This window comes from Modestobacter sp. VKM Ac-2984 (genome assembly GCF_026967985.1).
Lineage (GTDB): Bacteria > Actinomycetota > Actinomycetes > Mycobacteriales > Geodermatophilaceae > Modestobacter.
On record NZ_JAPVBJ010000007.1, the window covers coordinates 154,068 to 180,700 of the forward strand.

Annotated in this window: 30 protein-coding genes and 1 riboswitch; of the genes, 15 read left to right on the plus strand and 15 right to left on the minus strand. The window is 75.4% G+C overall.

The window, feature by feature from the left end:
- Window positions 1–12 precede the first annotated feature (12 nt).
- The 6 genes from cbiQ to O2W16_RS15420 all read right to left on the minus strand — a co-directional run bounded on the left by cbiQ (window position 13) and on the right by O2W16_RS15420 (window position 6,121).
- Window positions 13–750 carry a cobalt ECF transporter T component CbiQ gene (gene cbiQ / locus O2W16_RS15395; protein ID WP_269159688.1) on the minus strand — a complete coding sequence of 246 codons (738 nt, stop codon included), beginning with the start codon at window positions 748–750 and terminating at the stop codon, window positions 13–15.
- A complete protein-coding gene (locus O2W16_RS15400; protein ID WP_269159689.1) occupies window positions 747–1,151 on the minus strand; it encodes an energy-coupling factor ABC transporter substrate-binding protein in 405 nt (134 codons plus the stop codon). The genes cbiQ and O2W16_RS15400 overlap by 4 nt, the downstream gene beginning before the upstream one ends.
- Window positions 1,148–1,864: an energy-coupling factor ABC transporter permease gene (locus tag O2W16_RS15405; protein ID WP_269159690.1), complete on the minus strand. Its 717-nt coding sequence runs from the start codon at window positions 1,862–1,864 to the stop codon at window positions 1,148–1,150. Before O2W16_RS15405 ends, O2W16_RS15400 begins: the two co-directional genes overlap by 4 nt.
- Complete coding sequence (locus tag O2W16_RS15410; protein ID WP_269159691.1) at window positions 1,851–3,230, minus strand: cobyrinate a,c-diamide synthase; 1,380 nt, start codon at window positions 3,228–3,230, stop codon at window positions 1,851–1,853. The genes O2W16_RS15405 and O2W16_RS15410 overlap by 14 nt, the downstream gene beginning before the upstream one ends.
- Before the next feature lie 109 nt (window positions 3,231–3,339).
- On the minus strand, window positions 3,340–3,954 hold the full coding sequence (cobO, locus tag O2W16_RS15415) for a cob(I)yrinic acid a,c-diamide adenosyltransferase (RefSeq protein WP_269159692.1): 615 nt from the start codon (window positions 3,952–3,954) through the stop codon (window positions 3,340–3,342).
- 73 nt (window positions 3,955–4,027) lie between these two features.
- Window positions 4,028–6,121, minus strand: a complete 2,094-nt coding sequence (locus O2W16_RS15420; protein WP_269159693.1) for a putative cobaltochelatase — start codon at window positions 6,119–6,121, stop codon at window positions 4,028–4,030.
- Between the two features lie 46 nt (window positions 6,122–6,167).
- Window positions 6,168–6,279: riboswitch (adenosylcobalamin (AdoCbl) riboswitch) on the minus strand.
- Between the two features lie 78 nt (window positions 6,280–6,357).
- Between O2W16_RS15420 and O2W16_RS15425 the strand changes: the two genes are divergently transcribed.
- The 7 genes from O2W16_RS15425 (at window position 6,358) to O2W16_RS15455 (ending at window position 10,736) form a co-directional block, all read left to right on the plus strand.
- A complete protein-coding gene (locus O2W16_RS15425; protein WP_269159694.1) occupies window positions 6,358–6,804 on the plus strand; it encodes a hypothetical protein in 447 nt (148 codons plus the stop codon).
- Complete coding sequence (locus O2W16_RS15430; RefSeq protein WP_269159695.1) at window positions 6,801–7,283, plus strand: hypothetical protein; 483 nt, start codon at window positions 6,801–6,803, stop codon at window positions 7,281–7,283. The genes O2W16_RS15425 and O2W16_RS15430 overlap by 4 nt, the downstream gene beginning before the upstream one ends.
- A gap of 8 nt (window positions 7,284–7,291) precedes the next feature.
- A complete protein-coding gene (locus O2W16_RS15435) occupies window positions 7,292–7,774 on the plus strand; it encodes a hypothetical protein (protein ID WP_269159696.1) in 483 nt (160 codons plus the stop codon).
- Window positions 7,771–8,064, plus strand: a complete 294-nt coding sequence (locus tag O2W16_RS15440) for a transcriptional regulator (protein ID WP_269159697.1) — start codon at window positions 7,771–7,773, stop codon at window positions 8,062–8,064. The genes O2W16_RS15435 and O2W16_RS15440 overlap by 4 nt, the downstream gene beginning before the upstream one ends.
- Before the next feature lie 74 nt (window positions 8,065–8,138).
- The gene (locus O2W16_RS15445) at window positions 8,139–9,197 is read left to right on the plus strand and encodes an AbrB family transcriptional regulator (protein WP_269159698.1); all 1,059 of its coding nucleotides are present in this window, start codon (window positions 8,139–8,141) and stop codon (window positions 9,195–9,197) included.
- Window positions 9,198–9,374: 177 nt separating this feature from the next.
- On the plus strand, window positions 9,375–10,382 hold the full coding sequence (locus O2W16_RS15450; protein WP_269159699.1) for an AI-2E family transporter: 1,008 nt from the start codon (window positions 9,375–9,377) through the stop codon (window positions 10,380–10,382).
- Window positions 10,383–10,526: 144 nt separating this feature from the next.
- The gene (locus O2W16_RS15455) at window positions 10,527–10,736 is read left to right on the plus strand and encodes a hypothetical protein (RefSeq protein ID WP_269159700.1); all 210 of its coding nucleotides are present in this window, start codon (window positions 10,527–10,529) and stop codon (window positions 10,734–10,736) included.
- 10 nt (window positions 10,737–10,746) lie between these two features.
- Here the strand turns inward: O2W16_RS15455 and O2W16_RS15460 are convergent, their stop codons facing one another.
- Window positions 10,747–11,352 carry a type II toxin-antitoxin system PemK/MazF family toxin gene (locus tag O2W16_RS15460; RefSeq protein ID WP_269159701.1) on the minus strand — a complete coding sequence of 202 codons (606 nt, stop codon included), beginning with the start codon at window positions 11,350–11,352 and terminating at the stop codon, window positions 10,747–10,749.
- A 231-nt stretch (window positions 11,353–11,583) separates the two neighbouring features.
- Here O2W16_RS15460 and O2W16_RS15465 point away from each other — a divergent pair, with 231 nt between their 5' ends.
- Window positions 11,584–11,784 (plus strand): hypothetical protein, encoded by a 201-nt coding sequence (locus O2W16_RS15465; protein WP_269159702.1) that lies wholly within the window; start codon window positions 11,584–11,586, stop codon window positions 11,782–11,784.
- Window positions 11,785–11,829: 45 nt separating this feature from the next.
- Here the strand turns inward: O2W16_RS15465 and O2W16_RS15470 are convergent, their stop codons facing one another.
- Window positions 11,830–12,255, minus strand: a complete 426-nt coding sequence (locus tag O2W16_RS15470; protein WP_269159703.1) for a VOC family protein — start codon at window positions 12,253–12,255, stop codon at window positions 11,830–11,832.
- 31 nt (window positions 12,256–12,286) lie between these two features.
- Entirely contained in the window at window positions 12,287–12,931 is a 645-nt protein-coding gene (locus tag O2W16_RS15475; protein WP_269159704.1) for an MSMEG_1061 family FMN-dependent PPOX-type flavoprotein, read from the minus strand.
- Between the two features lie 52 nt (window positions 12,932–12,983).
- On the opposite strand from O2W16_RS15475, the gene O2W16_RS15480 reads away from it, so the two are divergent.
- Window positions 12,984–13,373, plus strand: a complete 390-nt coding sequence (locus O2W16_RS15480; protein WP_269159705.1) for an acyl-CoA thioesterase — start codon at window positions 12,984–12,986, stop codon at window positions 13,371–13,373.
- Here O2W16_RS15480 and O2W16_RS15485 read toward each other — a convergent pair.
- From O2W16_RS15485 to O2W16_RS15505, 5 genes are all read right to left on the minus strand, one after another.
- Window positions 13,360–14,874: a cobyric acid synthase gene (locus tag O2W16_RS15485; protein WP_331253761.1), complete on the minus strand. Its 1,515-nt coding sequence runs from the start codon at window positions 14,872–14,874 to the stop codon at window positions 13,360–13,362. The genes O2W16_RS15480 and O2W16_RS15485 overlap by 14 nt on opposite strands.
- The gene (locus O2W16_RS15490; RefSeq protein WP_269159706.1) at window positions 14,856–15,512 is read right to left on the minus strand and encodes a lysophospholipid acyltransferase family protein; all 657 of its coding nucleotides are present in this window, start codon (window positions 15,510–15,512) and stop codon (window positions 14,856–14,858) included. The genes O2W16_RS15485 and O2W16_RS15490 overlap by 19 nt, the downstream gene beginning before the upstream one ends.
- An 89-nt stretch (window positions 15,513–15,601) precedes the next feature.
- A complete protein-coding gene (locus O2W16_RS15495) occupies window positions 15,602–16,279 on the minus strand; it encodes a PAS and ANTAR domain-containing protein (protein ID WP_269159707.1) in 678 nt (225 codons plus the stop codon).
- A 257-nt stretch (window positions 16,280–16,536) separates the two neighbouring features.
- The gene (gene yczR / locus O2W16_RS15500; RefSeq protein WP_269159708.1) at window positions 16,537–17,982 is read right to left on the minus strand and encodes a MocR-like transcription factor YczR; all 1,446 of its coding nucleotides are present in this window, start codon (window positions 17,980–17,982) and stop codon (window positions 16,537–16,539) included.
- Between the two features lie 261 nt (window positions 17,983–18,243).
- Complete coding sequence (locus O2W16_RS15505; protein ID WP_269159709.1) at window positions 18,244–19,197, minus strand: cobalamin biosynthesis protein; 954 nt, start codon at window positions 19,195–19,197, stop codon at window positions 18,244–18,246.
- 44 nt (window positions 19,198–19,241) lie between these two features.
- Between O2W16_RS15505 and def the strand changes: the two genes are divergently transcribed.
- Genes def through cobM form a run of 3 tightly spaced genes read left to right on the plus strand, consistent with a single transcriptional unit; the run spans window position 19,242 to window position 21,756 of the window.
- Window positions 19,242–19,799: a peptide deformylase gene (gene def / locus O2W16_RS15510; RefSeq protein ID WP_269159710.1), complete on the plus strand. Its 558-nt coding sequence runs from the start codon at window positions 19,242–19,244 to the stop codon at window positions 19,797–19,799.
- Window positions 19,796–21,019 carry a precorrin-6y C5,15-methyltransferase (decarboxylating) subunit CbiE gene (gene cbiE / locus O2W16_RS15515; protein WP_269159711.1) on the plus strand — a complete coding sequence of 408 codons (1,224 nt, stop codon included), beginning with the start codon at window positions 19,796–19,798 and terminating at the stop codon, window positions 21,017–21,019. The genes def and cbiE overlap by 4 nt, the downstream gene beginning before the upstream one ends.
- Entirely contained in the window at window positions 21,016–21,756 is a 741-nt protein-coding gene (gene cobM / locus O2W16_RS15520; RefSeq protein ID WP_269159712.1) for a precorrin-4 C(11)-methyltransferase, read from the plus strand. The genes cbiE and cobM overlap by 4 nt, the downstream gene beginning before the upstream one ends.
- On the opposite strand, the gene O2W16_RS15525 is transcribed toward cobM, so the two are convergent.
- Entirely contained in the window at window positions 21,753–22,835 is a 1,083-nt protein-coding gene (locus O2W16_RS15525; RefSeq protein ID WP_269159713.1) for a cobalt-precorrin-5B (C(1))-methyltransferase, read from the minus strand. The two genes, cobM and O2W16_RS15525, sit on opposite strands and share 4 nt — an antisense overlap.
- 95 nt (window positions 22,836–22,930) lie before the next feature.
- Between O2W16_RS15525 and O2W16_RS15530 the strand changes: the two genes are divergently transcribed.
- The 3 genes from O2W16_RS15530 (at window position 22,931) to O2W16_RS15540 (ending at window position 26,463) form a co-directional block, all read left to right on the plus strand.
- Window positions 22,931–23,662 (plus strand): cobalt-precorrin-6A reductase, encoded by a 732-nt coding sequence (locus O2W16_RS15530; protein WP_269159714.1) that lies wholly within the window; start codon window positions 22,931–22,933, stop codon window positions 23,660–23,662.
- Window positions 23,659–24,300 carry an HAD hydrolase-like protein gene (locus O2W16_RS15535; RefSeq protein ID WP_269159715.1) on the plus strand — a complete coding sequence of 214 codons (642 nt, stop codon included), beginning with the start codon at window positions 23,659–23,661 and terminating at the stop codon, window positions 24,298–24,300. The genes O2W16_RS15530 and O2W16_RS15535 overlap by 4 nt, the downstream gene beginning before the upstream one ends.
- Before the next feature lie 210 nt (window positions 24,301–24,510).
- A complete protein-coding gene (locus O2W16_RS15540) occupies window positions 24,511–26,463 on the plus strand; it encodes a family 43 glycosylhydrolase (protein WP_269159716.1) in 1,953 nt (650 codons plus the stop codon).
- Window positions 26,464–26,633: the final 170 nt, after the last annotated feature.

The following is a 26,633-nucleotide window of genomic DNA, read 5'->3' on the forward strand; positions in this document are numbered from 1 at the left end:
TCGCGAGCTCGCTCATGCCCCGACCAGGCCCACCGTGACGAGGGCGGCCAGGCCGGCGAGGGTGGTCGCGACGAAGCGGGGGGAGGAGGGCAGCACCTCCGGCAGCACGCGCAGCCCGGTCTCCATGCCGCGCCCGGCCAGCCCGTCGGACAGCCGCCGGGCCCGGTCCCAGGAGCGGGTCAGCACCGCGGCGGCCAGCATCCCCGAGGAGCGGTAGGAGTTGCGGATGCTCGCGTGACCCATCCGGGCGGCCTGCGCCTCGCGGATGGTCGACAGGCTGGTGAGCAGCACGAACAGCATCCGGTAGGTCACCGAGGCCACCTCGACGACGGCGTCGGGCACCCGCAGCCGGTGCAGCGCGGGCAGCAGGTCCGACATCGGCGTCGTCGTCGCCAGCAGCAGCACCGCCGCGCTGCCGGCCACCGCGTGCGCGACCAGCCCACCCGCCTGCGCGGCGGCGTCCGGCGCCCAGCCGAGGCCGCCGTCCCCGACCTGCACGACGGCGGTCAGGGCCCCGATCAGGATGAACGCCAGTGGCAGCCGGACCGCCCGGCCGAACGTGCGCGCCGGTACCCGGGCCGGGCCCAGCGCCAGGACGACGGCGGCCAGCCCGACGAGCACGCTGCCGGGCCAGGCGGGGAGCACCAGCGCGGCGAGCACCAGTCCGCCGCTGAGCAGCAGCTTGTCGGCGGGGGAGCGCAGCCGCCAGGCACTGGCCCAGGCGGCGTCGTCGATCGCCAGCCCGGTCACGGCGTCGTGGGGGGCGTGGCTGCTGTCTCCGCCGTCTGCCGGCCGGTGTGCTCCGCCGTCTGCTGGCCGGTCTGCTCCGCCGTCTGCTGGCCGGTCTGCTCCGCCGTCTGGCGGGCCGTCTTCTCCGCCGTCCGCCGGCCCTTCAGCCGGCCGAGCACGTAGCCCAGCACCCCGCCGCCGAGCGCCGCCTGCACCGCGAACAGGCCGGACTCGATCTCCGAGGAGCCGGGGGAGAAGACCGACTGGAACCAGGGCTCGTAGCCGGCGTCGGACTCCTCGATCAGTTCGGTGGCCTGGCTGTCCGTGCCGGCGTACTCGCTGGCGCCGTCGAGCAGCAGCGGTGTGGCGAACAGGGCGATCACGGCCAGCACCAGCAGGGCGGTGACCAGGTGCCGCCTCATCGCTCGCCACCCGGGGCGGCCTCGGCCACCGGGGCCTCATCCGGTTCGGGCGTGCGGCGGAGGACGCCGAGGCGCTCCAGCTCGGGGCGGGCGCTGACCACGAGCACCCGGAACAGCAGGACGCCGAGCAGGCCCTCGCCGATCGCCAGCGGCACCTGGGTGAACGCGAAGACGGACAGGAACTTGGCCGCCGCCCCGGCGAAGCCGCTGGCCGCGTCGGGGTGCGCCCAGGCCAGCTGCAGCGCCGTCGTCACGTAGGTGGCCAGGTCGGCCACGGCCATCGCGGCGAAGACCCCGGGGAGCAGCCCGCCCCCGCTGCGCCGGACCAGCCGGTAGGCGGCGTAGCCGGCCCAGGGGCCGACGACCGCCATGGAGAAGGCGTTGGCGCCCAGGGTGGTCAGCCCGCCGTGGGCCAGCAGCAGCGCCTGGAACAGCAGCACCACCGTGCCGAGCAGCGCCATCACCGGTGGCCGGAACAGGACGGCGCCCAGCCCGGTGCCGGTCGGGTGGCTGGAGCTGCCGGTGATCGAGGGCAGCTTGATCGCGCTGAGCACGAAGGTGAACGCCCCGGCGGCGCCGAGCAGCAGGGTCGACTCCGGGTTCTCCCGCACCTCCGTGACCACGGCCCGGGCGCCGTGGACGACGAACGGGGCGGCGGCGATCGTCCAGCCGATGGCATGCGCGGGCGGCAGGAACCCCTCAGCGATGTGCACGGCCGACCTCCTGGGGGAGCCGCGCGGCGGCGGCGACGAAGCGGGTGGCCATCCCGGGGGACCCGGCCCAGTTCAGGTGCAGGTAGGAGGCGTGCACGGTGCCGGCCACGAAGCCCTCCGGTCCGTCGGCGTTCCACTGCCAGGCGGGGGTCGCTCCGGCGGCGGGGCCGGCGGAGGTGCGGTGGAACTCGTGCCCACGGACCCGGGTGCCGGCCGGAGCCAGCACGCTGTCGGTGAGCGCCACCGCGGCGCGGTAGCCCAGCGTGAGCTTGGGGTGCATCGCCGTCGTCGTGGGCAGCACACCGCACATCGGCTCGCCGTCCAGCTCCTGGGAGAGGTACAGCAGCCCGGCGCACTCGGCGGCGATCGGACCCCCGCGGGCGGCCAGGTCGGCGATCGCCGTCCGCAGGCCGACGTTCGCGCTCAGCGCGCTGGCGTGCACCTCGGGGAAGCCGCCGCCGACGACCAGCGCCCGGGTCCCCTCGGGGAGGGCGTCGTCCCGGAGCGGGTCGACGGTCACCACCTCGGCGCCGGCGGCGGTGAGCAGCTCGGCGGTCTCGGCGTAGCCGAAGGTGAAGGCCGGGCCGCCGGCGACGGCGACGACCGGCCGGCCCTCGACCCGGGTCACCTCGGCGGCCGGGTCCCACGGCTCACCGGCCAGGTCCGGCGCGGTGCGGGCCAGCCGCAGGACGGCGTCCAGGTCGATGCTCGACTCGACGACCGCGCCCAGCGCGCGCACCGTGCGGACCGCCTCCGCCGACCGCTCGGCCGCCGGCACCAGGCCGAGGTGCCGGGACGGCGTCTGGAGCTCCGCGATCCGGCGCACCGCACCGAGCACCGGCACCCCGGCCGTGCCCAGCGCCTCGCGCAGGATCGCCTCGTGCCGGTCGGAGCCGACCCGGTTGAGCACCACGCCGCCGATCCGCACGGTGGGGTCGAAGGTGGCGAACCCGTGCACCAGCGCGGCCACGCTGCGGGCCTGCGAGGCGGCGTCGACCACGAGCACCACCGGCGTCTGCAGGTGCGCGGCGACCTGGGCGGTGGAGCCGTAGCCGGGTTCGACGCTGGCGTGCGCGGCGCCGTCGAACAGCCCCATCACGCCCTCGACGACCGCGACGTCGGCGCCGCGGGAGCCGTGCAGGAACAGCGGGGTGATCCGGTCGTCGCCGACCAGCCACTTGTCCAGGTTGCGGCCCGGGCGGCCGGCGGCGAGGCCGTGGTAGCCGGGGTCGATGTAGTCCGGCCCGACCTTGTGCGGGCTCACCGTGAGCCCACGGTTGGTGAGCGCGGCGATCAGCCCGGTGGTGATCGACGTCTTCCCGGCGTTCGACGACGGCGCCGCGACCACGATCCGCGGCATCCTCATCGCCCGGCCCCCACCGCAACAGAAATGGCCATTTCTGTCCCCGGGTGGGGACGTGACGGTCGGCAAGGAGCGACAGAAATGGCCATTTCTGTCGGACAGGTCGGGCGGGTCACCACTCGATCCCCCGTTGGCCCTTCTGGCCGGCGTCCATCGGGTGCTTGACCTTGGTCATCTCCACGACCAGGTCGGCGGCCTCGATCAGCGCCGGCGGGGCGTCGCGCCCGGTGATGACGACGTGCTGGTTGCCCGGCCGGTTCGTCAGGGTCTCCACGACGTCCTCGACGTCCACCCAGCCCCACTTCAGCGGGTAGGTGAACTCGTCGAGCACGTAGAACCGGTGCGCCTCGGCGGCCAGGTCGCGCTTGATCTGCGCCCAGCCCTCGGCGGCGTCACCGGCGTGGTCGGTCTCGGTGCCGGCCCGGCGTGACCACGACCAGCCCGAGCCCATCTTGTGCCAGACCACCGGGCCGCCCTGCCCGGTCGTCGCATGGACCTCGCCCAGGGCGGTCAGCGCGTTCTCCTCGCCGACCTTCCACTTGGCGCTCTTGACGAACTGGTAGACCGCGATCGACCAGCCCTGGTTCCACGCCCGCATCGCCATCCCGAAGGCGGCGGTGGACTTGCCCTTCATCTCGCCGGTGTGCACCGCGAGCAGCGGCCTGTTGCGGCGCTGCCGGGTGGTCAGCCCGTCGACCGGGACCGCGGTGACCTGTCCCTGGGGCACTAGTCCTCCTCGCTGGCGCGCGTCGGCCGACTGCCTGGCACTGTGCTCATCGGTGAGCTCGCGAGCTCGCTCACTAGGCCGCCTCTCGCACCGTGCGGACCAGCGACTCCGCGCCCAGCTCCTCGAGCCGCATCGTCTGCGCGCCGAGTGCCGTGCCCAGTGATGCCGCCAGGCCCAGCCGCACCGGCCCGGACTCGCAGTCGACGACGACGCTCGCCGCCCCGGTCGCGGCCAGCAGCCCGGCGGCCCGGCGGGCGTCGGAGAGGTGGTCGCCGCCGCGCGGCCCGGTCGCCCGGCCGTCGGTGACGACGACGAGCAACGGACGGCGCTGCGGATCACGGACCCGTTCCAGCCGCAGCGTCTCGTGCGCCCGCAGCAGCCCGGCGGCCAGCGGGGTGCGGCCGCCGGTGGGCAGGCTGGTCAGCCGGGCGGCGGCCGCCTCCACCGACCAGGTCGGCGGCAGGGTGAGCTCGGCGTCGCCGCCGCGGAAGGTGATCAGGCCGACCTTGTCCCGGCGCTGGTAGGCGTCCATCAGCAACGAGAGGACGGCGCCCTTCACCGCGGCCATCCGCGAGCGGGCGCCCATCGAGCCGCTGGCGTCGACGACGAAGAGGACCAGGTTGCCCTCGCGGCCCTCCAGGGTCGCCTGACGCAGGTCGTCGCGCTCGATCCGCAGGCCGGTGCCGGTACGCCCGCGGGCCCGCTGGTGGGGTGCGGCAGCGAGCACGGTGTCGACCAGGTGCAGCTTGGTGACGCTCCCCTCGGGACGGCGGGAGCCGACCACCCGGCCGCGTTCGCTGCGCGCCTTCGACCGCCGGCCCGGCGCACCCGCACCGATGCCAGGCACCTCCAGCCGCTGCACCCGGAAGGCGGCGTCCGGGGCGACGGCGGCCTTCTCCGGTGCGGGCGCGGCGTCGGTGTGCCCGCCGCCCTCACCCCGCGGCGCCGTCGTCGGTCCCTGAGCCCCGCCGTCCGGGCCGGTGTCGTCGTCCGAGGGGCCAAGATCGCGACTCTGGCCCCCGGGGGTGCCGCCGTCGGTCGGGCCGCCGGGCGGGTCGTTGCCGTCTGGGCCGTCGTCCGTCGGGTCGTCGTCCGTCGGGTCGCCGTCGGTCGGGTCGCTGCCCTCGGGTGGGGTGGGGTCGTCGTCCGGCGGGGAGTCGGGGCGGGAGTCCTCCAGCGCCTGGTCCAGGGTCTCGTCGTCCAGGCCGGGGGCGTCGAAGGGGTTGCGCCGGCGGCGGTGCGGCAGGGCCAGCCGGGCGGCGACCCGGACGTCGTCCTCGGTGACGTCGGTGCGCCCGCACCAGGCCGCGTGCGCGATCGCGGCGCGGGCGGTGACCAGGTCGGCGCGCAGGCCGTCGACGTCGAAGGCGGCGCAGACGCTGGTGACCTGGCGCAGCGCGGCGTCGCTCAGCACCACCCGGGGCAGCAGCGCGCGGGCGGCGGCGATCTGGTCGGCCAGCTCGCGCTCGGACGCGGCCCAGGCGGCGGCGAAGCCGGCCGGGTCGGCGTCGTAGCCGAAGCGGCGGCGGACCACCTCCGCGCGCAGGTCGGCGTCCCGGGGTGCGGCCACCTCGACGGTGAGCCCGAACCGGTCCAGCAGCTGGGGGCGGAGCTCGCCCTCCTCCGGGTTCATGGTGCCGACCAGCAGGAAGCGGGCGGCGTGCCGCACCGAGACGCCCTCGCGCTCCACGTAGGCCCGGCCCAGGGCGGCGGCGTCCAGCAGCAGGTCGACCAGGTGGTCGTGCAGCAGGTTGACCTCGTCGACGTACAGGACGCCGCGGTGCGCCCCGGCCAGCAGCCCGGGCTCGAAGGACTTCACACCCTCGGTCAGCGCCCGCTCCAGGTCCAACGAGCCGACCAGCCGGTCCTCCGAGGCGCCGACCGGCAGCTCGACCAGCTTGGCCGGGCGGGTGACCGGGCGGTCGTCGGCGGAGTGCGGGCCGTCCGGGCACTCCGGGTCGGGGGCGGCGGGGTCGCAGGCGAAGCGGCAGCCGGCGACGACGTCGACCGGGGGCAGGACGGCGGCCAAGGCGCGCACCGTCGTCGACTTCGCCGTGCCCTTCTCGCCGCGCACCAGCACCCCGCCGACAGCGGGGGAGACGGCGTTGAGCAGCAGTGCCAGTCGCATGTCGTCCATGCCGACGACGGCGCCGAAGGGATAGGTCATGAAGAGACCACAGGTCCTCTCCCCGGGTGTCCACGCCCGGAGGTGGCAGGAAGCGACGGCGGGAGTTCCTGACTCCCCGGCCGGGACCGGGTCACAGTGGCGGGACCGCGCCGGAGTTCCACCGGGCTTCCTCCACTGCCGTCGCAGTTGGAGCGCCATTCGACCACGCGCACCCCCGGCAGGGACAGGGGCGTGTCTCTTGACGAAGTGGAAAGTGGTGCGGCACTCTTTCCGGCATGGAAAGCGACGGGATCGACCGGGGGGACGCCGCCGCCCAGCTGGTCGCCCTGCAGGCCGACCGGGCGGCGCTGGCTGATCGCGTGATGCAGCCCTGGTGGCACGACGTGGCGTCGGGGCTGCTGCTCTTCGGCTTCCTCGCCTCCTCCGTGATCGAGACCTCCTGGGTGCGCGCGGTGGCGGTGCTCGTCTTCGCGCTGGGCCTCTGCGCGTTGGCGTGGAGCTACCAGTGGCGCACCGGCGTCTGGGTGTACCCGGACAGCAAGGCCTGGCTCACCTGGGTGCCGCTGGCCCTGGTCGTCTCGGTGCCGGCGATGGTGCTGGCGGAGGACCACGGCCAGCGGTGGGCGATGCCGGTCGCCGGCGCCGTCCTCGGCCTCGCGCTCGCGCTGCTGAGCCGCTGGTGGACCCGTCGTTGGATCGCCGAGCTCCGGGGCGAGCTGTGACCGGCGGCGAGTCCCGGGCGGAGGGACCGGCGGCCGACCGAGAGGCGGCGGCCGCACAGCTCGCGGCGCTGCGGTCGGACCGGGCTGCGCTGGCCGCCCGGGCGATGCAGCCGTGGTGGTACGACGTGACACTCGGACTGCTCACCTTCGGGGTGCTGGCCCAGTCCTCGCTGGACTGGGCTTGGCTCTCGACGCTGTCGTGGTTCGCCTTCCTCGGGGGCTGCCTGGGGCTGATGACCTGGTACCGGCGGCACGCCGGCTTCCAGGTCGGCAGCCTGCGGTCCGGCCGGACGCAGCGGGCGCTGTGGATGTGGCTGGCGGTCGCCGTCGTGGTGTTCCTCGGGGCCATCTGGCTGCAGAACGTGCAGGAGATGCCCGGGGCCATGGTCGTCGCCGGCGCCGTGCTCGGCGTCGGTGCCGCGGTGACCAGCCGCTGGTGGACCCGGCTGTACGTCGCCGAGCTGCGGGGCGAGTGGTGACGGGGCCGATGCCCGCAGAGGGGGAGGCGGTGACCGACCCGCAGGTGGCGGCCGCGCAGCTCGCCGCGCTGCAGGCGGACCGGTCCGCGGTGGCCGACCGCCTGATGCAGCCGTGGTGGTACGACGTCGCTCTGGCACTGCTCCTGTTCGGCTTCTTCAGCAGCTACTCGTCTCACAGCATCTGGGTGATCGCGGTTGCGGTGGTGCTCTTCTTCGCCGGCACCGCGGGCCTGGTGGCGGCGTACCGGCGGATCACCGGGGTCTGGTGGGACGCCCGGAGGGTGGGGCCGGTCCAGGAACGAGTCCAGCGGGCCATGAGCCGGTGGATGATCGGCTACTTCGTGCTGTTCGCCCTCGGTGCCGCGGCCGAGTTCCTGCTCGACCTGCGTGGCGCGATGGCCGTGGCGGGGGCGTTGCTGGGGGTCTCGGCGGGGCTGCTCAGCCGATGGGTGACCCGGATCTACGTCGCTGGCCTGCGGGCCGCGCGGTGACCGCGGTCGAGCCGCGGTTCGACGCGGTCGTGCACGCCCCACCGCGGCTGCAGATCTGCGGGCTGCTGGCCGTGGTCGACACGATGGAGTTCGCCGCCGTCCGGGACGCGGTCTCGGTGAGCGACTCGGTCCTCTCCAAGCACGTCAAGCAGCTGGAGGAGGCCGGCTACGTGCAGGTGCGGAAGGCGACGATCGCCTCCCGCCAGCGCACCAGCCTGGCGCTCACCAAGGCGGGGCGGGCGGCGTTCGACGCCCACGTCGCCGAGCTGCGCCGCATCGCCGGCCTCTGAGGGAGGACCCACCGCCACGAGCTCAGTCGGGCCTCGGGAAGGGGGAGCCGAGGAGGTCGGGCAGAGTGCCCGGCGTGGCACGAGGGCGGCGGTTGCTCGACTGGGGTGCGGTCCTCCTCGTCGGGATAGGCGCCACCCTGGCGCTCGACCTCCTCGCCGTGCCCTCCGCCGCGCTGTTCGGCGGCCTGGTGGCCGGGCTGGGGCGGGCGTTGCTCGGCTCGACACCGCTGGCGCTCCCACGCCCGGCCGGCACCGGCGCGCAGGCGGTCATCGGGGTCTCGATCGGCGCGCTGATCCAGGCTGACACCCTGCGCACGGTCGCCGAGCACTGGCTGCCGGTGCTGCTGATCACGGTCGCCACCCTGGGCGTCAGCCTCCTCGCCGGGCAGCTGATGCGGTTGCAGCCCGGCATCAGCCCGGTCACCGGCGCGTTCGCGATGATCGCCGGCGGCGCCTCGGGGATCACCGCGATGGCGCGGGACCTGGGCGCCGACGCGCAGGTGGTCGCCGTCCTGCAGTACCTGCGGGTGCTGCTCATCGTGACCGCGATGCCGATCGTGGCCACCACCGTCTACGGCGCCTCGGGTGGCGGAGCGGTGGCGCCGGCCGACGACGGCCCCGGCTGGCCGGCCGGGCTGCTGTTCACCGTGGTCTGCGTGGTCATCGGGGTGCTGCTCGGCCGGGTGAGCCGGTTGCCGGTGGGTGCGCTGCTCGGGCCGCTGACGGTGGCCGCCGTCCTGGACGTCACCGGGCTGTCGCAGGGGGCCACCGTGCCCCCGCTGGTGGAGGCGGTCGGCTTCCTGGCGATCGGGCTGCAGGTGGGCCTCGGCTTCACCCGGGCGAACCTGCGGCTGGTCGGCCGGGCGCTGCCCCTGGCCGTCGTGCTCATCGTCGGTGCGGTCGCGGCCTGCGCCGGACTCGGGGTCCTGCTGTCCCGGACCGCCGGGGTGAGCGCGCTCGACGGCTACCTGGCCACCACGCCGGGCGGGCTCTACGCGGTGCTGGCCACGGCGACCGGCAGCGGCGCCGACGCGACGTTCGTGCTCGCGGTCCAGGTGCTGCGACTGTTCGTGATGCTCTTCTCCGCCCCGCTGCTGGCCCGCTGGCTGGGCCGGGGGCAGCAGCCGGCCTGACGGCCCCGGCGGTGCCGATCCACGATCGGCATGTGTCAGGCGGCGCTGCCGTGGCATCACCTGGACATGGCAGCTGACGACCCCCGATCCGACTTCGGACCCCGATCGGACCTCGGACCTGGGTCAGACCCCGCGCCCCGATCCGGCCTGGAGGGCCGGGCGGCCCCCGCCTGGCTGGTGCGCAGCGCCGCCGTCGGCGGGCGGCTGCTGGTGCTCGCCGTCCTCGCCTGGCTGCTCGCCGGCCTGGCCGTGAAGCTCACCCTGGTGCTCGTCGCCGTGCTGACCGCACTGCTGCTCGCCGGGGTGGCGGCACCGGCGGTGCGCTGGGCGAGCAGCAGAGGCGTGCCACGGTGGGTCTCCGCCGGCGCGGCCGTGTTGCTGCTCCTGGTGCTGCTGGTCGGCGCGGGGCTCGGCCTGGCCGCCCGCATCGCCTCCCAGCTGCCCCAGCTCCGCGACGCCCTGGACCGGGTCTCCACCCAGCTCTCCGAGCGGTTCGGCGTCTCGATGCCCTCCCTCGGCGACCTGATGGGCGGCGGGGGGCAGGGCGGCTCCGGCGTCACCGAGCTGATCGGGCCGGCCCGGACCCTCCTCGAGATCGTCCTCGGTGTCTTCCTCGCCCTCGCGCTGGCGTTCCTCTTCCTGACCAGCGGGCCGGGGATGTGGCGCTGGCTGGTCGACAAGTTCGGCGGCACGCTCCGGGAGGACGTCGACGCCGGCGGGCGGGCGGCGTGGGGCACGGTCGGTGCCTACGTGCGGGGGCTGACGATCGTGGCCCTGTTCGATGCGGTCGGCATCGGGCTCGGTCTGCTGTTGCTCGGCGTCCCGCTGGCGCTGACCCTCGCCGCACTGCAGTTCCTCGCCTCCTACATCCCCACCATCGGGGCCTTCGTCGCCGGCGCGGTCGCCGTCCTGGTCGCCTACGGCACCTCGGGGCTGGGCACCGCCGCGCTCGTGCTCGGGCTGGTCGTGCTCGTCCAGCAGCTCGGCAACGACGTGGTCGAGCCCTACGTGATGAAGAACCGGCTGCCGATCAACGCGGCGATGGTGCTGATCGCCGTGACGGCAGGTGGGCTGCTGTGGGGCCTGGCCGGTGCGCTGCTGTTCGTGCCGCTGCTCGCGGCGGTCTCCGCGGCCGGCCACGAGGTCTGGACCCGGCACGGATCACGCCCGATCGCCGGCGGTTGACCGTCGCCGATGCGGGACGAACGGCTCCGCGGTGCCTACCCTGGTCGGGGCCGCCATCCGGCGCGGCACCGGCACCGAGCGAGGAGGACCGCGCTGTCCGAGGACGACACGACCGCCACCGGCACCGCCGAGGACCAGGCTGCCGTGCTGCTGTTCGTGGGCGGGCCGCTGGACGGCCGGGTGGAGGTCCGCGAGGCACGCCACGGTGAGCCGCTGCCGACGATCACCCACACCCACCTGCACGGCGGGCCGAAGGTGGTGCACCGGTACGACCTGCGGTCGCTGACCGACTCGGCCGGCGTCTACCACCTGCGACCCCGGACCTCACGGGACGGCGACGGCGCCACCGGCTGACGGTCCGCCGTCAGCCCCGCAGGCGCCGCACCTCGACGGCGACCTGGTCGAACCGGTCCCGGCCGAGCACAGCGCCCTCGCGCCGGACGTCGTCCGGGTCGATCCGCAGGACCCGGTCGATCCGCACCTCGCTGGCCCGACCCTGCCGGTCCCAGCCGCCGCTGCCCACGTCGACCCAGTGCCGGCCGTGCCGGGCCTCGTCGCCGGCATCCCGGTCGTGGTCCTTGCTGGTCAGCATGAGGCCGAGGAGGGCATCGCCGTCCCGCCCGACGACCAGCACCGGCCGGTCCTTGCCCCGACCGTCGCCCTCGTCGAACGGCACCCAGGTCCAGACGACCTCGCCCGGATCGGGACGGCCGTCGGCCCGTGGCGCGTAGTCCAGGTCCAGCGGGCCGGTGTAGTCGGTCGCCAGGTGGATGCGCCGCGGCGGCGCCGCGGGGGGCAGGGGAGCCCGTGCGGGGGGCGCCGAGCCGGGGGCGGCCCACTCGGGGAGGGACGGCGACTGGGCGCCGGGACGCCTGCGCGTGCGGCTGCTCCGCCGGAGCCTCCGGCTGCCCTCCCGGACGACGACGCCCACCAGCTGCTCGAGTGCTCTCCGCCAGTTGCTGCCCGCCACCCTCGGCACGGTAGGCGATGGCCCCCGCGATGCGCCGGACGAGGACACGCCGGGCTGCGCGTCGGCGGTCCGGCGCGCGCGTCCCCAGGAGAACGACACGCATGTGATCCTCGTGACAGCTGGTGCGTGGAAGTCATCGAATTGGTCACGACATCAGATCGGTCGGGCTCTCCGGGGTCACACTCGTGGCGGCGGTCTGATCGCGGTCGCCACGGGGGAGAGGGTCGCGAGATGACCATGGTCGAGCCGGTCCACCCGGCGGAGGTGCTCGTGCCGCCGGCGGTGCGCGCGAGCGCGCTCGCCGCCTGGCAACTGGTCGAGGACGCCCGCTACCGGACGCCGGACCGGCAGCGTCGCAACGAACGGCGGCGCCTGCTGGCCCAGCGCGCCGTGGCCGACCGCAAGGCCGAGCGAGAACACCCCCTCGACTGATCGGCTCCGGTCCGCAGGCTGCGGGAGCTCAGCGCGGGGCCGCGGTCAGGTGAGGCAGAGCTCGTTGCCCTCGGGGTCGGCGATCGTCACCCAGCGGTGGGGGCCCTGGTGCCCCTCGTGCAGCACGGTGGCGCCGCGTGCGGTCAGCCGTGCCACCTCGGCGTCCACGGCCTCCGCGCCCACCCGCACGTCCAGGTGCACCCGGTTCTTGACCGTCTTGGGCTCGGGGACGAGCTGGAACAGCACTCTCGGTGCACCGCCGGTGGGGTGGTTGATCGCCGCGCCCGCCGTCCAGACGAGCTGGCCGTCGTGCCGCATCGTCTCGGCCTCGGTGGCGTGGCCGGCGTCGACCATGCGGCGGATGAAGGCATCGTCGGTGGGCTCTCGTTCCCAGCCCAGCGCCTCGGCCCACCAGTCGGCGAGCGGGTGAGGGGTGGCGGAGTCGATGGTGACCTGGAAGGTGTGTGCCATGCCGGCACGCTAGGGCCCGCCACCGACAGGACTACAGCTCCCGGGCGAGGTCCGCGCGGATCGTCGCGTCGTCGGGCAGCGGGGTCTCCAGGGCGCAGTGGTCCTTGAGCACCTGGCCGAACGGCGTCATCGTCGAGCGGTCGACCTGGGCCGTGGGGTCCCACAGCCGCGAGCGCATCACCGCCTTGCCGCACTGGAAGTACGCCCGCTCCACGTGGACGACGAGCACGGAGCGGGGCTCGCGGCCGAACTCGGTGAAGTCGATGCCGAGGTCACCGGCGCCGACGAGCGACGTCGTCCCGAAGACCTTCAGCGTCTCCTCGCAGCCGGGCACGAAGAACAGCAGCGCCGCCCGCGGGTTGGCGGCCAGGTTGCGCAGGCCGTCGACCCGGTTGTTGCCCTGCCGGTCGGGCAGCGCCAGTCGGTGCTCGTCCAGCACGTGCACGAAGCCCGGCTCACCGCCGCGCGGGGAGACGTCGGGCCAGCCCTCGGCGTCCGCGGTCGCCAGCGTGGCGAACGGCGACCGGCCGATGAAGGCCCGGCAGTGCTCGTCGACGCGGTCGATGACCTTGTCGAGGACCAGCTGGGAGGGCGCCCGGTAGCCGGCCAGCACCCCGAGGTCATCAGCGGCGGTGTCGGCAGCGGCGGTGTCGGCAGCGGCGGTGTCGGCAGTCACGGCTCCGACGGTAGCGGCCGGGCTGCCGGCCCGGTCGGTAGCCTGCCCCCTCGTGCCTGCGGTGTGGAGTGCTCCGGTCCGGTTCGTCGAGTGCGACCAGCAGGGCGTGGTGTTCAACGCGCACTACCTCACCTGGGCCGACGAGGCGGTGAACGCCTGGTGGGTGGCGGTCGGGGTGCCGTACGGGGCGCTGACGGCCCGGGGCATGGAGTACTACGTCAAGGCCACCGCGCTGGACTGGAGCTCCTCGGCCCGCCACGGCGACACCGTCACGGTCGACGCCGAGCTGGACCGGCTGGGACGCACCAGCCTCACGCTCGCCCTCACCGTGCGGGTGGACGACCGGGTCTGCTGCACCGTGCGGACCACCTACGTCGCGACGGCCGACGGACGCCCGGTGCCCTGGCCGGAGGAGGTGCGGGACCGGGTCAGCGCGCGCTGAACCCGCTGGCCAGCACCGGCAGGCCCACCGGCGGCCCGGTCTCGACCAGCCGCCACAGCGCGTCGGTGTCCGCGTGCTCGGCGACCAGGTCGCCCAGCGCGTCCAGCCGGGCCTCGCGGTGCTGGGCGAAGTCGGTGTCCGGGGCCACGGTGAACCGGCGGCCGGCGATCCGGGCGACCTCGGTGAGGAAGGCCCGGCGGAAACCGTCGGACTCCAGTGCCCCGTGCCACGTCGTCCCGAAGACCGAGCCGGCGCGGGCGCCGTCCAGGAAGGGCTCGGCGCCGTCGTCCAGGTGCACGACGCCGTGGTGGATCTCGTAGCCGCGGACCGGCTGGCCGAGGGCCGAGCCGGTGGGCCGGCCCAGGGTCTTCTCCCGGGCGAAGGTCACCTCGGCGGGCAGCAGGCCGAGCCCGGGGACGACGCCGGCCCGGGACTCGACGTCGTCGCTGATCGTGCGGGCCAGCATCTGGTGGCCGCCGCAGATGCCCAGCACCGGACGGCCCTCGGCGGCCCGCCGGGCGACCGCATCGGCCAGCCCGGTCTCCCGCAGCCACTGGAGGTCGGCGACGGTGGACCGGGTGCCGGGCAGCACCACCAGGTCGGCGTCGGCGAGCTCCTCGGGGCGGGTGGCGTACCGCAGCAGCACCCCGGGCTCGGTGGCCAGTGCGTCGAGGTCGGTGAAGTTGGACAGCCGGGGCAGCCGGGCGACCGACACGCGCAGCACGTCCGCCCCGTGCGGGGGGCCGGCGGGCGCGCGGACGGCGTCGACGCCGAGGGAGTCCTCGACGTCCATCTCCAGCCCGGTGCGCCAGGGGAGCACACCCAGGGTCGGTCGGCCGGTGAGCGCCGTCAGCTGGTCCAGGCCCGGGGCCAGCAGCCGGGCGTCGCCGCGGAACTTGTTGACCAGGAACCCGGCGACCAGCGCCTGGTCGGTGGGGGGCATCAACGCGACGGTGCCGTAGAGAGCGGCGAACACCCCGCCGCGGTCGATGTCGCCCACCACGACCACCGGCAGCCCGGCGGCGGTGGCCAGGCCCATGTTGGCGATGTCGTCGGCGCGCAGGTTGATCTCGGTGGGGGAGCCCGCCCCCTCGCAGACCACCACGTCGAAGCGGGAGCGCAGGTCGGCCAGGCAGGCCAGCGCCTGCTCCAGCAGGGCGGCCTTCATCGGCCGGTAGGACAGCGCGGTGACGTCGGCGACGGCCCGCCCGAGGACGACGACCTGGCTGGCGTTCTCCCCACCCGGCTTGAGCAGCACCGGGTTCATCGCGGCCTCGGGCTCCACCCGCGCGGCCGCGGCCTGCATCACCTGGGCGCGGCCGATCTCGGCGCCGTCGGCGGTGACCATCGAGTTGTTGCTCATGTTCTGCGCCTTGAACGGCGCGACCGACACGCCCTGGCGGACCAGCCAGCGGCAGATGCCGGCGGTGACCACGGACTTGCCGGCGTCGGAGGTGGTGCCGGCGACGAGCAGCGCACCGCTCAGGGCTGTCCTCCCCAGCCGGCCTTCTCCTGACCGGACAGCTCCGCGATCGCCTCCATCACCTGGTCGGTGACCTCGCGCCGCGCCCTGCCCTTGCCCGCCAGACCCCGGTGCTCGGGGAAGGTCAGCGCCTTCCCGAAGGTCACCCGCACCCGGTGCGGTCGGGGCCACCGCGCACCGACCGGCTGGACCTTGTCGGTGCCGTGCACCGCCACCGGCACCACGGGGCAGTCGGCAGTGAGCGCGAGCCACGCCACGCCGGTCTTGCCGCGGGCGAGCCGGCCGTCGCGGGAACGGGTCCCCTCCGGGTAGACGCCGAACGCCTCACCGGCGCTCAGCACCCGCAGTGCGGTGTCCAGGGTCGCCTGCGCGGCCCGGGCCTCCTGCCGCTCGACCGGCAGGGCGCCCAGCGCGGTGAACAGCGTGCGGGTGAGCCACCCGCCGACTCCCGACCCCTGCCAGTACTCGGCCTTGGCCAGGTAGCCGACCTTGCGCGGCGCCATCAGCGGGATGGCGAAGCTGTCGATGAAGGACAGGTGGTTGCTGGCCAGGATGACCGGGCCGGTGAGCGGCACGTTGGCCCGGCCGGTCACCTTGGGCCGGAAGGCGAGGACGAACAGCGGCCGCAGCACGAACCGGACGAGCAGGTAGAACACGCCACCGTCCCCCTTCCTCGTCCCGGCCTGCGTGACACGGGTCCCGGCATCCTCCCCCGTGGCCGCCGGGCCGGGACGAGCGGGGGCGCTCAGACGGAGCGGCCGGGCGGGGACGCGTCGTGCAGGATCTCGCGGACGTCGTCGGGCAGCGGATGGCGGCCGCTGGCCGAGTCGATGATCGCGACCGCCACGTCGCGCACCTTGCGGTGCGTGTGGCTGGAGATGTGCGCCAGGAGGTCGAAGGCGACCTGGTCACCGCAGCTCATCAGCAGCATGAGGATGCCCTTGGCCTGTTCGATCGCCGCGCGGCTCGCCATGGCGTTCCGCAGCTGCTCGACCTCGGTCTCCAGGTGGCGCACGTGCTCGTCGTCCTGGGGCGGGTGCGCCTCGGTGATGTCGACGACCAGGCCGGTGAGCGCCACCACGGTGCCCGAGGCGTCGGTCTCCGGCTCGCAGACCAGCACCGCCGTCCGCTGCTGGCCGTCGGCGCGCACGATCCGGTGCTCACGGGTGACCGCGGTGCCGAGGGCGCCGGCGACGGCGAGGGCCTCCCGGACGGCGGGGCGGTCGGTCTCGTGCACGTGGGCCAGGAGCAGCTGGCCGGAGGGCTCCGTCGAGCCGTCCGGGACCCCGTACAGGGCGTGCAGCTCCGGGGACCACCACCACCGTTCGGTGGTCAGGTCGCCGCGGAAGCGGCCGGCCGGACGGGAGGCGGCGGACTCGACGGCGTGGAGGCTGCGCTCGATCCGGCCGGCTGTCGTGCGCACCGGCGGGGCGTCGGGGCCGGGGTGGCGATGGACTGCGGAAGGCGTGGACATGGACTCAGCCGATTTCTCTGCTGGCGCACCGGGTTTCTTCGGTGGTGACCGCCGAGCCCGTGGTTTGACCCAGCGGTCCATCGAGTACGCAGACTCGACCGCTCCAGTGCTCGCGAAGTTACCGCGTGCGCTGACCCTTCGCAGACCTGCGGCGACGTGGCGGAACGGCCACGGGTGGGTCTGACGGACGGTGATGGACCGATCACTCAGACGACGGTGGGTGCCGGTGTCGCCGGGTGCCCGCCACCCAGGGTCCCGGCGAGGGAGGCGAGCACGTCGACCGCGGCGCGCAGCTCCTCGACCGGCCGGGTGAACGGCAGCCGCAGGTGGTCGTCGAAGGCCCGTCCGGTGCCGAAGACCCGGCCCTCGGCCAGCAGGACGCCCCGCGGGGCCGCCCCGGCGACCAGGGCGGCCGAGCTCAGCTCCGGGGGCAGGGCACACCACAGGGAGAGCCCGCCCGACGGCGGGTGCACCCGCCACTGCGGCAGCCGGCCGGCCAGCGCATCCAGCAGCGCATCCCGCTGGGTGCGGAGCTGGTCGCGGCGCCAGGTCAGCACGGCGTCGAGGTCCTGCACCAGGGTGATGGCCGCCAGCTGGTCCAGCAGGCCGACGGAGAGCTGTCGGCGCCCCAGCACCGCGCTCAGCCGTGCGGCCAGGGCGGCGTCGGTCCGCAGCCAGCCGATCCGCAACCCGCCCCAGACCGGCTTGGCCAGCCCGCCGACGGTCACCGTGGCGGCGTCCGGCAGCCCGGCGGCGTAGGGCGGCAGCGGACCCTCGTCCAGGTGGAGTTCGGCGCACGACTCGTCCACCAGCGTCAGCACCCCCTGCTGCCACAGCGTCGCAGCCAGCCGGCGGCGCCCGGCGGCGGACAGCCGGGCGCCGGTCGGGTTGGTGAAGTCGGGGATGAGCACGGCCATCCGCGCGCCGCTCTGCCCCGCGGCGAGGTGCGCCGCCTCCACGAGGTCGTCGGGGCGGCGCTCGTCGACCGGGACCGGCACCAACCGGGCGCCCACGCTCTCCACCAGGCGCAGGGCGCCGGGGTAGCTGGGGTGCTCGACGAGCACCCGGTCACCCGGCTCGAGCAGGGCCTCGGCGACCACCGCCGAGGCGTCGCCGACGCCGGAGGTGACGACGACCTGGTCGGGGTCGGTCGGCAGGCCGCGGGCGGTGAACCGGTCGGCGATCGCGGCGCGCAGTTCGGGCAGGCCGCCCGGCGCGTACCCGTGGCCGGCGGTGTACGCCGGGAGCCGGCGCAGCGCCTGCTGGTAGGCCGGTTCCAGCTGCGGTGCCGCGGAGGGTGCTGCGTGTGCGAGGTCGATCACGCCAGGGACGTCGCGGGGCAGCCAGCCGGCCGAGGACGCGTCCCCGCCGGGCACCTCGACCACCGTGCCCGACCCCTGCCGGGTGCGCGCCCAGCCCTCCTCCCGCAGCACCCGGTAGGCCGAGGCGATGGTGACCCGGCTGGTGGCCAGGGCCGTGGCGAGGTCGCGCTCGGCGGGCAGCCGGGTGCCCGCCGGGAGCTGACCGGCCAGCACCAGCTCCCGGACCCGTCGGGCCAGCCCGGCGTACCGCGGACCCGGCAGAGCCGTGACCGGCCCGATGAGCGCGGCGACCTCGCGCGCGGAAGTGGTCTGGGAGGCGACGACTGGCATGGGGCCACTGTGCCGGATTGGCCTGCCCCGTGGTGCTGTTTCCGGTGCCAGTCTCGGCCGCATGACACCCGGAACCGGTCTCCTCGTCCTGATCGGACTGCTCCTCACCCTGAGCGCCCTCGCCGGCCACAGCCTGCTGGTGACCCTGCGCGGCGGGCTGGGTCCCGCTGACCCGCCGGCCAGTCACCCGCGGGTCGACCCGGCCGGCTTCCCGACGCCCTCCGTGCCGCGGGGTGCGCTGCGCCGTCCCCGGCCGGCGCGTCAGGCGGAGCGGCCCCGGCGCCGCAGCCGGCTGACCGCGGCGAGGGCGGCGGCCGCCGTCCACACCGCGCGCGAGAGCCGGACCGCCCGGCGGATGTCCCCCCGCGCGGGGGGCTGACCGTCGCCCAGCGTGGGTCGCTCCTCCACCCGGGTGCCGTACACGTTCCGGCCGCCCAGCCGCAGCCCGAGGGCGCCGGCCAGCGCGGCCTCGCACCGGCCGGCGTTCGGGCTCGGGTGGGCGGCGCCGTCCCGCTGCCACGCCCGCCAGGCGCCGGTGGGCGACCCGCCGGCCACCGGCGCGACCGCCACGGTCAGCGCAGCGGTGAGCCGGGCCGGCAGCCAGTTCAGGACGTCGTCGAAGCGGGCCGCGGCCCAGCCGAAGCGGGCGTACCGCGGCGACCGGTACCCGACCATCGCATCGAGGGTGTTGGCCGCGCGGTAGGCCAGCAGCCCCGGCAGGCCGGCGACCGCGCCCCAGAAGAGCGGGGCGACGGCGGCGTCGGAGGTGTTCTCCGCGACCGACTCCACGGTGGCCCGCACCAGCTCCGGCTCGCCGAGACCACTCGGGTCGCGGCCGGCCAGGGTCGGCAGGTGCGCCCGGGCAGCCGGCAGGTCCCCGGCGGCCAGGTGCCCCGCCATGGTGTCCGCCGCCCGGCCGAGCGAGGTGCCGCCCAGCACGGCCCAGGTGGCCCCCGCGGTCACCACCGTCCGGGCGATGGGCCGGCCCGTGGTGCCCCGGTGTAGGACGGCGCCCAGAGCGGCCGCCGCTCCGACGCAGACCGCGGTGTGGCCGGCGCCGGCCACCCGTGAGTCCCGCCAGAGGGAGCGCTCCAGTGCGGCGGCCGCCCGCCCGAAGCCGGCGACCGGGTGCCCCCGGCGCGGATCGGCCAGCAGCAGGTCGGCGAGGGCGCCGAGCGCGAGCCCGGCGGCGGTCGGAGCGGGCCGGGTGCGCATCGCGGTCACTGTAGGCAGCGGGTGAGTCCCTAGGATCGACGGTCATGCGCCTGCCCGGCCGTTACGACGGCGTCGCCCGGCCGATCGTCACCTACGGCAGCAACCCGGTGCTGCACCGGCCGTGCACCCCGGTGACCGAGTTCGACCGGGAGCTGCGGCACCTGCTGCTGGACATGTTCGCGAGCATGTCCGCCGCCGACGGCGTCGGGCTGGCGGCCAACCAGATCGGCGTCGACGCGCGGGTGTTCGTCATCGACTGTCCGGACGCCGACGGGGAGGACGTCGTCGGCTACGTGGTCAACCCGGTGCTCACCGTGCTCGACCCGGTCGGCGACGAGCCGGCGGTCGAGCTGACCGAGGAGGGCTGCCTGTCGGTGCCGGGCCCCTACGCGGAGCTGGAGCGCGCCTTCCGCGCCCGGGTCGACGGCGTCGACGTACACGGTCAGCCCACCGCGATCGAGGCGACCGGCATGGCCGCGCGCTGCCTCCAGCACGAGGTCGACCACCTCGAGGGCACCGTCTACGTCGACCGGCTGCCGGCGGAACTGCGGGAGCGACTGCTGGCGGAGGCAGCGGGGCCCGACGGGGACCTGCCTGCATGATCGCCGTCGCCGTCGCCGTCACCGTCACCGTCGTCGGCGTCGGCGCCGATGGCTGGGACGGCCTCTCCCCGGTCGCCCGCCGGGTGGTCTCGGGGGCCGAGGTGCTGCGCGGCAGCGCCCGCCAGCTGGCCCTGGTGCCCGCGGACGTCGCCGCCGAGCGGGTGCCCTGGCCCTCGCCGATGGCGCCCGCCCTGGCCGCCTTGCCCGAGGCGCACCCGGGCCGGCGGGTGGTCGTGCTCGCCAGCGGTGACCCGATGCTCTCCGGCGTCGGCACCTCGCTGGTCCGGCTGTTCGGCGCCGACGCCGTCCAGGTCGTGCCGCACCCGTCGTCGGTGACCCTGGCCTGCGCCCGGCTGGGCTGGGCGGTGGAGGGGACGACGGTGGTCTCCGTGGTCGGCCGGCCGGTGTCGCTGGTCCTCCCGCACGCCACGCCCGGCCGGCGGCTGCTGGTGCTGGGCTCGGACACCGGGACGCCGGCGGAGCTCGCCGCCCTGCTCGACGGGGCCGGGTACGGCGCCAGCCGGCTCATCGCCCTGGCCGAGCTCGGCGGCCCCGCCGAGCGCCGGTTCGCCGGCACCGCGGCCGACTGGCCCCATCCGGAGACCGACCCGCTGGTGCTCACCGCCGTCGAGGTGGTCGCCGACCCCGGCACGGTGCCGCTGCCGACCGTGCCGGGCCTGCCGGACGACGTCTACTCCTCCGACGGGCAGCTGACCAAGCGCGACGTCCGGGCGGTGACGCTCTCCCGGCTGGCCCCGCTGCCCGGCCGGTTGCTCTGGGACGTCGGCGCGGGCGCCGGCTCGGTCGGCATCGAGTGGATGCGGGTGCACCCCTCCTGCCGGGCGATCGCGGTGGAGTCCGACGCCGTACGGGCCCAGCGGATCGGCCGGAACGCCGGCCGGCTCGGGGTGCCCGACCTCCAGGTGGTCGAGGGGGAGGCGCCCGACGCACTGCTCGGGCTGCCGCAGCCGGACGCCGTCTTCGTCGGGGGCGGGGCGACCACGCCGCTGCTGCTGGACACCGTCTGGGAGGCCCTCGCCCCGGGCGGCCGGCTGGTGGTCAACGCGGTCACGGTGCAGAGCGAGGCCGTGCTCGCCGAGTGGCACGGCCGCTGCGGCGGCACGCTCACCCGGCTGTCGGTCGCCCAGGCCGAACCGGTCGGCGGGTTCACCGGCTGGAAGCCCGCCATGCCCGTGACGATCTGGAGCGTGACCCGATGACCGTCCACTTCATCGGTGCCGGGCCCGGTGCCGCCGATCTCGTCACGGTGCGGGCCGCGCGGTTGATCGCGTCGTCCCCGGTCTGCCTCTACGCCGGCGCGCTGGTGCCCCGTGAGCTGCTGGACACCGCACCGGCGGGCGCCCGGCTGGTCGACACCGCCGACCTGGACCTGGACCAGATCACTGGTGAGCTGGTCGCCGCGCACGAGGCCGGGCTGGACGTCGCCCGGCTGCACTCCGGCGACCCCTCGGTGTACAGCGCGATGGCCGAGCAGATGCGCCGGCTGGACGCCGCGGGGGTGCCCTACGACGTCGTCCCCGGGGTCCCGGCGTTCGCGGCGGCGGCGGCGTCGCTGAAGCGCGAGCTGACCGTGCCGGGGGTGGCGCAGACCGTCGTCCTCACCCGGACGTCGGCGCGGTCGACGCCGATGCCACCGGGGGAGGCCCTCGCCGCCTACGCGGCGACCGGCGCCACCCTGGTGCTGCACCTGGCCGTGCAGCGGATGGACGACCTCGCCCCGGAGCTCGCTGCGCACTACGGCGCGGACTGCCCGGTGGCGGTGGTCGCCAAGGCCAGCCGGGACGACGAGCTGGTGCTGCGCGGCACGCTCGCCGACATCGCCCAGCAGGTCAGCGAGGCCGGGGTGCGGCGGACGGCGGTGGTGGTCGTCGGCCGGGTGCTGGCCGCCGAGCAGTTCCTGGACAGCCACCTCTACTCGACGACGCGATGCCGCTAGGCGCGGCCGACGATGGTGCCGGCGCGGTCGATCACCACGACGTCGACCTCGACCGGGGCGCCGAGCAGCACGCCCTCCGCCGTCCGGCGGGCGCCTGCGGCGACCAGGTCGCCCAGCGGGAAGCCGGCGGCGGTGCTCTGGTGCAGCGCGTCCAGCGCGGTGTTCGCCTCCCGCACCCCCTCGACCAGCGCCGGTGCACCGCCGGCCTCGGCGACCAGGGAGGCCAGCGCGGTGAACGACACCTGCGACCGGGCCGAGTGCAGGTCCAGGTGGCCCTCGGCGAGCTTGGCCAGCTTGCCGATGCCGCCGGCCACGGTCAGCCGCGGCACCGGGTGGCGGCGCAGGTACTTGAGCACCGCGCCGGCGAAGTCGCCCATGTCCAGCAGCGCGTCCTCCGGCAGGCCGTGGAGCTCCTGGGCCACCCGCTCGCTGGTCGACCCGGTGCACCCGGCGACGTGCTCCCGCCCGGCGGCGCGGGCCACGTCGATGCCGCGGCGGATCGAGTCGATCCAGGACGAGCACGAGTAGGGGACGACGACCCCCGTCGTCCCGAGGATCGACAGGCCGCCGAGGATGCCCAGCCGCGGGTTCCAGGTCTTCCGGGCCAGCTCGGCGCCGTTCTCCACCGACACCTCGACGACGACGTCCCCGCTGCCGCCGTGGCGCTGCGCGACCGCGGCCACGTGCTCGCGGATGAACTGGCGCGGCATCGGGTTGATCGCCGGCTCGCCCACGGCAAGCGGCAGGCCGGGCTTGGTCACCGTGCCCACGCCCTCGCCGGCCCGGAAGAGCACTCCGCTGCCCGGTGCGCCGTGGGTGACGAGGGCGGAGACCAGCGCGCCGTGGGTGACGTCGGGGTCGTCACCGGCGTCCTTGACGATGCTGACGGTCGCGGCACCCCCGGCGAGCTCCTCCTTCGCCAGGGCGAAGGACGGGTGCTTGTCGTTGGGCAGGTCGATCGTGACCGGGTCGGGGAACTCGCCGGTCAGCAGCGCGGTGTAGGCGGCGGTGCTGGCCGCGGTCGCGCAGGCGCCCGTCGTCCAGCCGTGCCGCAGCCCTGCGCTGCCGTCCCTGCTCACGGGGCCATCCTCCACGGCGATCGACCGACGACCCGTCGACGCCTCGCTCGCCGGGCAGGCGTGGACGACTCGACACTCGGCGACGGGGGGACGGCGTGACCGGTCAGGTGCTGGTCCTCGGGGGTACCGGGGAGGCCCGGCGGCTGGCCGCGGCGCTGGTCGGGGCGGGTGTCGACGTGCTGTCCTCGTTGGCCGGGCGGGTCGCCGACCCGGTGCTGCCGCCGGGCGCCGTGCGGATCGGCGGGTTCGGCGGCGCCGACGGGCTGACCGCCTGGCTGGCCGAGCACCGGCCGCGGGCGGTGGTCGACGCCACCCATCCGTTCGCCGCCCAGATCACCGCCTCGGCAGCGGCCGCGGCGGCCGCCCACGGCACCCCGCTGCTGCGGCTGCAGCGACCGGGCTGGACGCCGCAGCCGGGGGACACCTGGCGACATGTCGACTCGTTGGCCGCGGCGGCCGAGGCGGTGGCCGGGTACCGCAGCGTCTTCCTCACCACCGGCCGGCAGGGGGTCGGCGCCTTCGCAGCCCTCCCGGGCCGGGTGCTGGTCCGCTCGGTCGACCCGCCGGACGAGCCGCTGCCGGCCGGCGCGACCCTGCTGCTGGACCGCGGGCCGTTCAGCCTGGCCGACGAGCTGGCGCTGCTCGACGAGCACGAGGTGGACGTCGTGGTCACCAAGGACTCCGGCGGCCACCTGACCGAGGCGAAGCTGGTCGCGGCCCGGCAACGGGGCATCCCGGTGGTGCTCGTCCGCCGCCCGCCGCTGCCGCCGGGCGTCGAGACGGTCGCGACGGTGGACGAGGCGCTCGCCTGGGTGCGGGCACGGTGAGGCTCGTCCTCTTCGACCTCGACGGCACGCTGGTCGACTCGACACCCGGGATCTGGGCCTCGATCCGGGTCGCGGCCGCCGAGCTGGGCCTGCCCGAGCCCACGGCCGGTCAGCTGCGGTCGATGGTCGGGCCGCCGCTCTGGGAGGGGTTCGCCGACGCCTTCGGCATCGGTGGGGACGACGTCGACCGGGCGGTGGCCGCCTACCGGGCGCACTACACCGCCGGCGCGATGCTCGCGGCGCCGGTCTACGCGGGGATCGCGGAGCTGCTGGCCGGGCTCCGGGCCGACGGCGCCACGCTGGCCGTGGCGACCAGCAAGCCCGAGCCGTTCGCGCTGCGCATCCTGGCGCACGTGGGGCTGCTGCCCGAGTTCGCCAGCGTGCACGGCGCGACGCTGGACGGCGCCGTCCGGCACAAGGAACAGGTGGTCGCCGCGGCGCTGGCCGCGCACCCGGACGGCGAACGGCCGGTGCTGATCGGCGACCGGTCGCACGACGTGCTGGGCGCCCGGGTGCACGGCCTGCCCTGCATCGGCGCCGGCTGGGGGCCGGCCCCGCCCGGCGAGCTCGCCGGGGCCGGCGCAGCGGCGGTCGCGGCCACCCCGGCCGACGTGCGGACGGCGCTCGCCACGGTCTGACCTCGGGAGGGAGGTGGCGCCCCGGCAGCCGGCCCACCGTCCGCGCAGGACGGTCGCCCCAGGGGTGTGCCCTCGTCCTCGTCGGGCCCGGCACGTCGCGGTTGCATCGTTGTAAAAGAGTGAGCAGACTCACGCCGTCACCAGCGCCGCACAGCGCCGGTGTCCCAGCGTCCCCGATGGGGTGGACGCCCGCCTGAAGAGAGTCCGCCCATGACCCGTTCCCTCCTCCGCCGGGCGTGGGTGCCCGCGCTCACAGCCGCCGTCCTGGTCGGCTCAGCAGCGCTCACCGCCCCGGCCGCCGCCGCGCCGACGCCCGCCGCGCCACCGCTGGTGGCCGGACCCGACCGCCCCGCGGACCCGATCGCGCACGACCCCACCCTGGTCAAGGAGGGGGACTGGTTCTACCTCGCGGTCACCGGCGACGCCGCCACGGGCAGCGACTACATCCCGATGAAGCGGTCGAAGGACCTCCGCACGTGGGAGGAGCTGCCGCCGGTCTTCACCCAGCTGCCCGCCGGTGTCCTCACCGCCATCGGCGCGACCCCGGCCGACGCGCCGCAGGACGCCTGGGCGCCGGACCTCAGCTGGACCGGCAGTGAGTGGCGGCTCTACTACTCCGCCTCCCGCTTCGGCACGACCAACTCCGTCACGGCACTGGCGACGACGGCGTCGCTGGACCCGGCCGACCCCGACTACGGCTGGGTCGACCGCGGCCCGGTGCTGGAGAGCGAGGCCGGCAGCGACGAGTACAACGCGATCGACGCCAACCACGTCACCGACGCCGAGGGTGGCGAGTGGCTGACCTTCGGCTCCTTCTTCGGCGGCCTGAAGATCGTCGCGCTCGACCCGGAGACCGGGAAGATCGCCGCCGGCGCCCCGGTGCTCCCCCTCGTCGACCGGGGGATCCAGTACAACCCCGTCGAGGGGCCCTCGATCATCCGCAACGGCGACCACTACTACCTGTTCGCCGCCTTCGACTACTGCTGCCGCGGCGAGGAGAGCGACTACCGGGTGGTCGTCGGCCGGTCGACGTCCATCACCGGCCCGTACCTGGACCGGGACGGCGTCTCCCTGCTGGAGGGCGGCGGCACCGAGGTGCTGCGCGGCTACAACGAGTTCCAGGGCACCGGCCACCCGGACGTCTACTCCGCCGGCGGTGTCGACTACTTCGTCAACCACTACTACGACGCACTGTCCGACGGCACGCCGCGGCTCAACGTGCGCACGCTGTCCTGGGCCGATGGCTGGCCGACGGTGAGCGACCCGGTGAACCCGAGCCGTTCGGCCGGTCACGGCTCGGCCTACGTGCAGGTGGTCCCGCGGGACGGTGCCGCGGTCGTGTCCAACGTGACCTGCGGCTACGCCGGGGCCAACGTGGCCCTGGCCGACGCCTCGCCGACCGACCCCTGCCAGCAGTGGCAGATCGACGCCCGGGACGCTGCGCAGGTCACCGACGGCAGCGAGACGGGTTCGCGGTTCCAGAACCGGAAGAGCAACATGGCCGCCGACTTCCCCGGCTGCGCGGAGGCGCAGACGAGCGGCGACGTCGGCCAGTTCGACTGGTTGGGCAACTTCTTCTACAACGTCTGCCAGCGCTGGCTGTTCTCGCCTGCGCCGGACGGCTACACGACGATCTCCTCCATCGCGGGGCGCAACCTCGTGTGGACGGCCGAGGGGCGGAGCCCGGGCGCCGACCTCGGCGTGGCCACGCCGACCGGCGCGGCTGACCAGCAGTTCCGGTTCCAGCCGGTCGGTGACGTCCTGCTGGGGAGCGCCACCGACCAGACGCAGACCCTGGGTGTGGCCGGGTGCAAGGCGGCCAAGGGCAACGGCAACGCCAACGGCAACGGCAACGCCAAGGGCAACGGCAACAAGGTGCGGATGGAGACCCGGGTCGCGGGCTCCTGCCAGACCTGGACGGTGACCTCCGCCGGCGGCGCCGGCTACACGGTCACCAACGCCGCCACCGGCTCGGTGCTCGCCTCGACGTCCTGCACCACCGGCAGCGCCCCGGCGCGGCTCCGGCTGCTCCCGGCGGAGAAGGCGGGCAAGGAGGGCAAGGCGGGCGAGTGCGCCACCTGGACGCTCGTCCCGGGCGACGACGGCACGTGGTCGCTGGCCACCGCCGGCACCACCCAGGAGGTCCGGCTGCTCATCCCCTGACCGACCTCTCAGCACCAGCCGGCGGCCGGTGTCCCCTCGCGGGGCGCCGGCCGCCGTCGTCACCCGGTGCCGACGTGCGGACGACGGTGACCACGGAGGGCGGTGACCACGGCGGACGTCCGGGCAGAGCCGGCTCCGGTCCGGCTCCGGAGGGGTGCACGAGAGGCGGC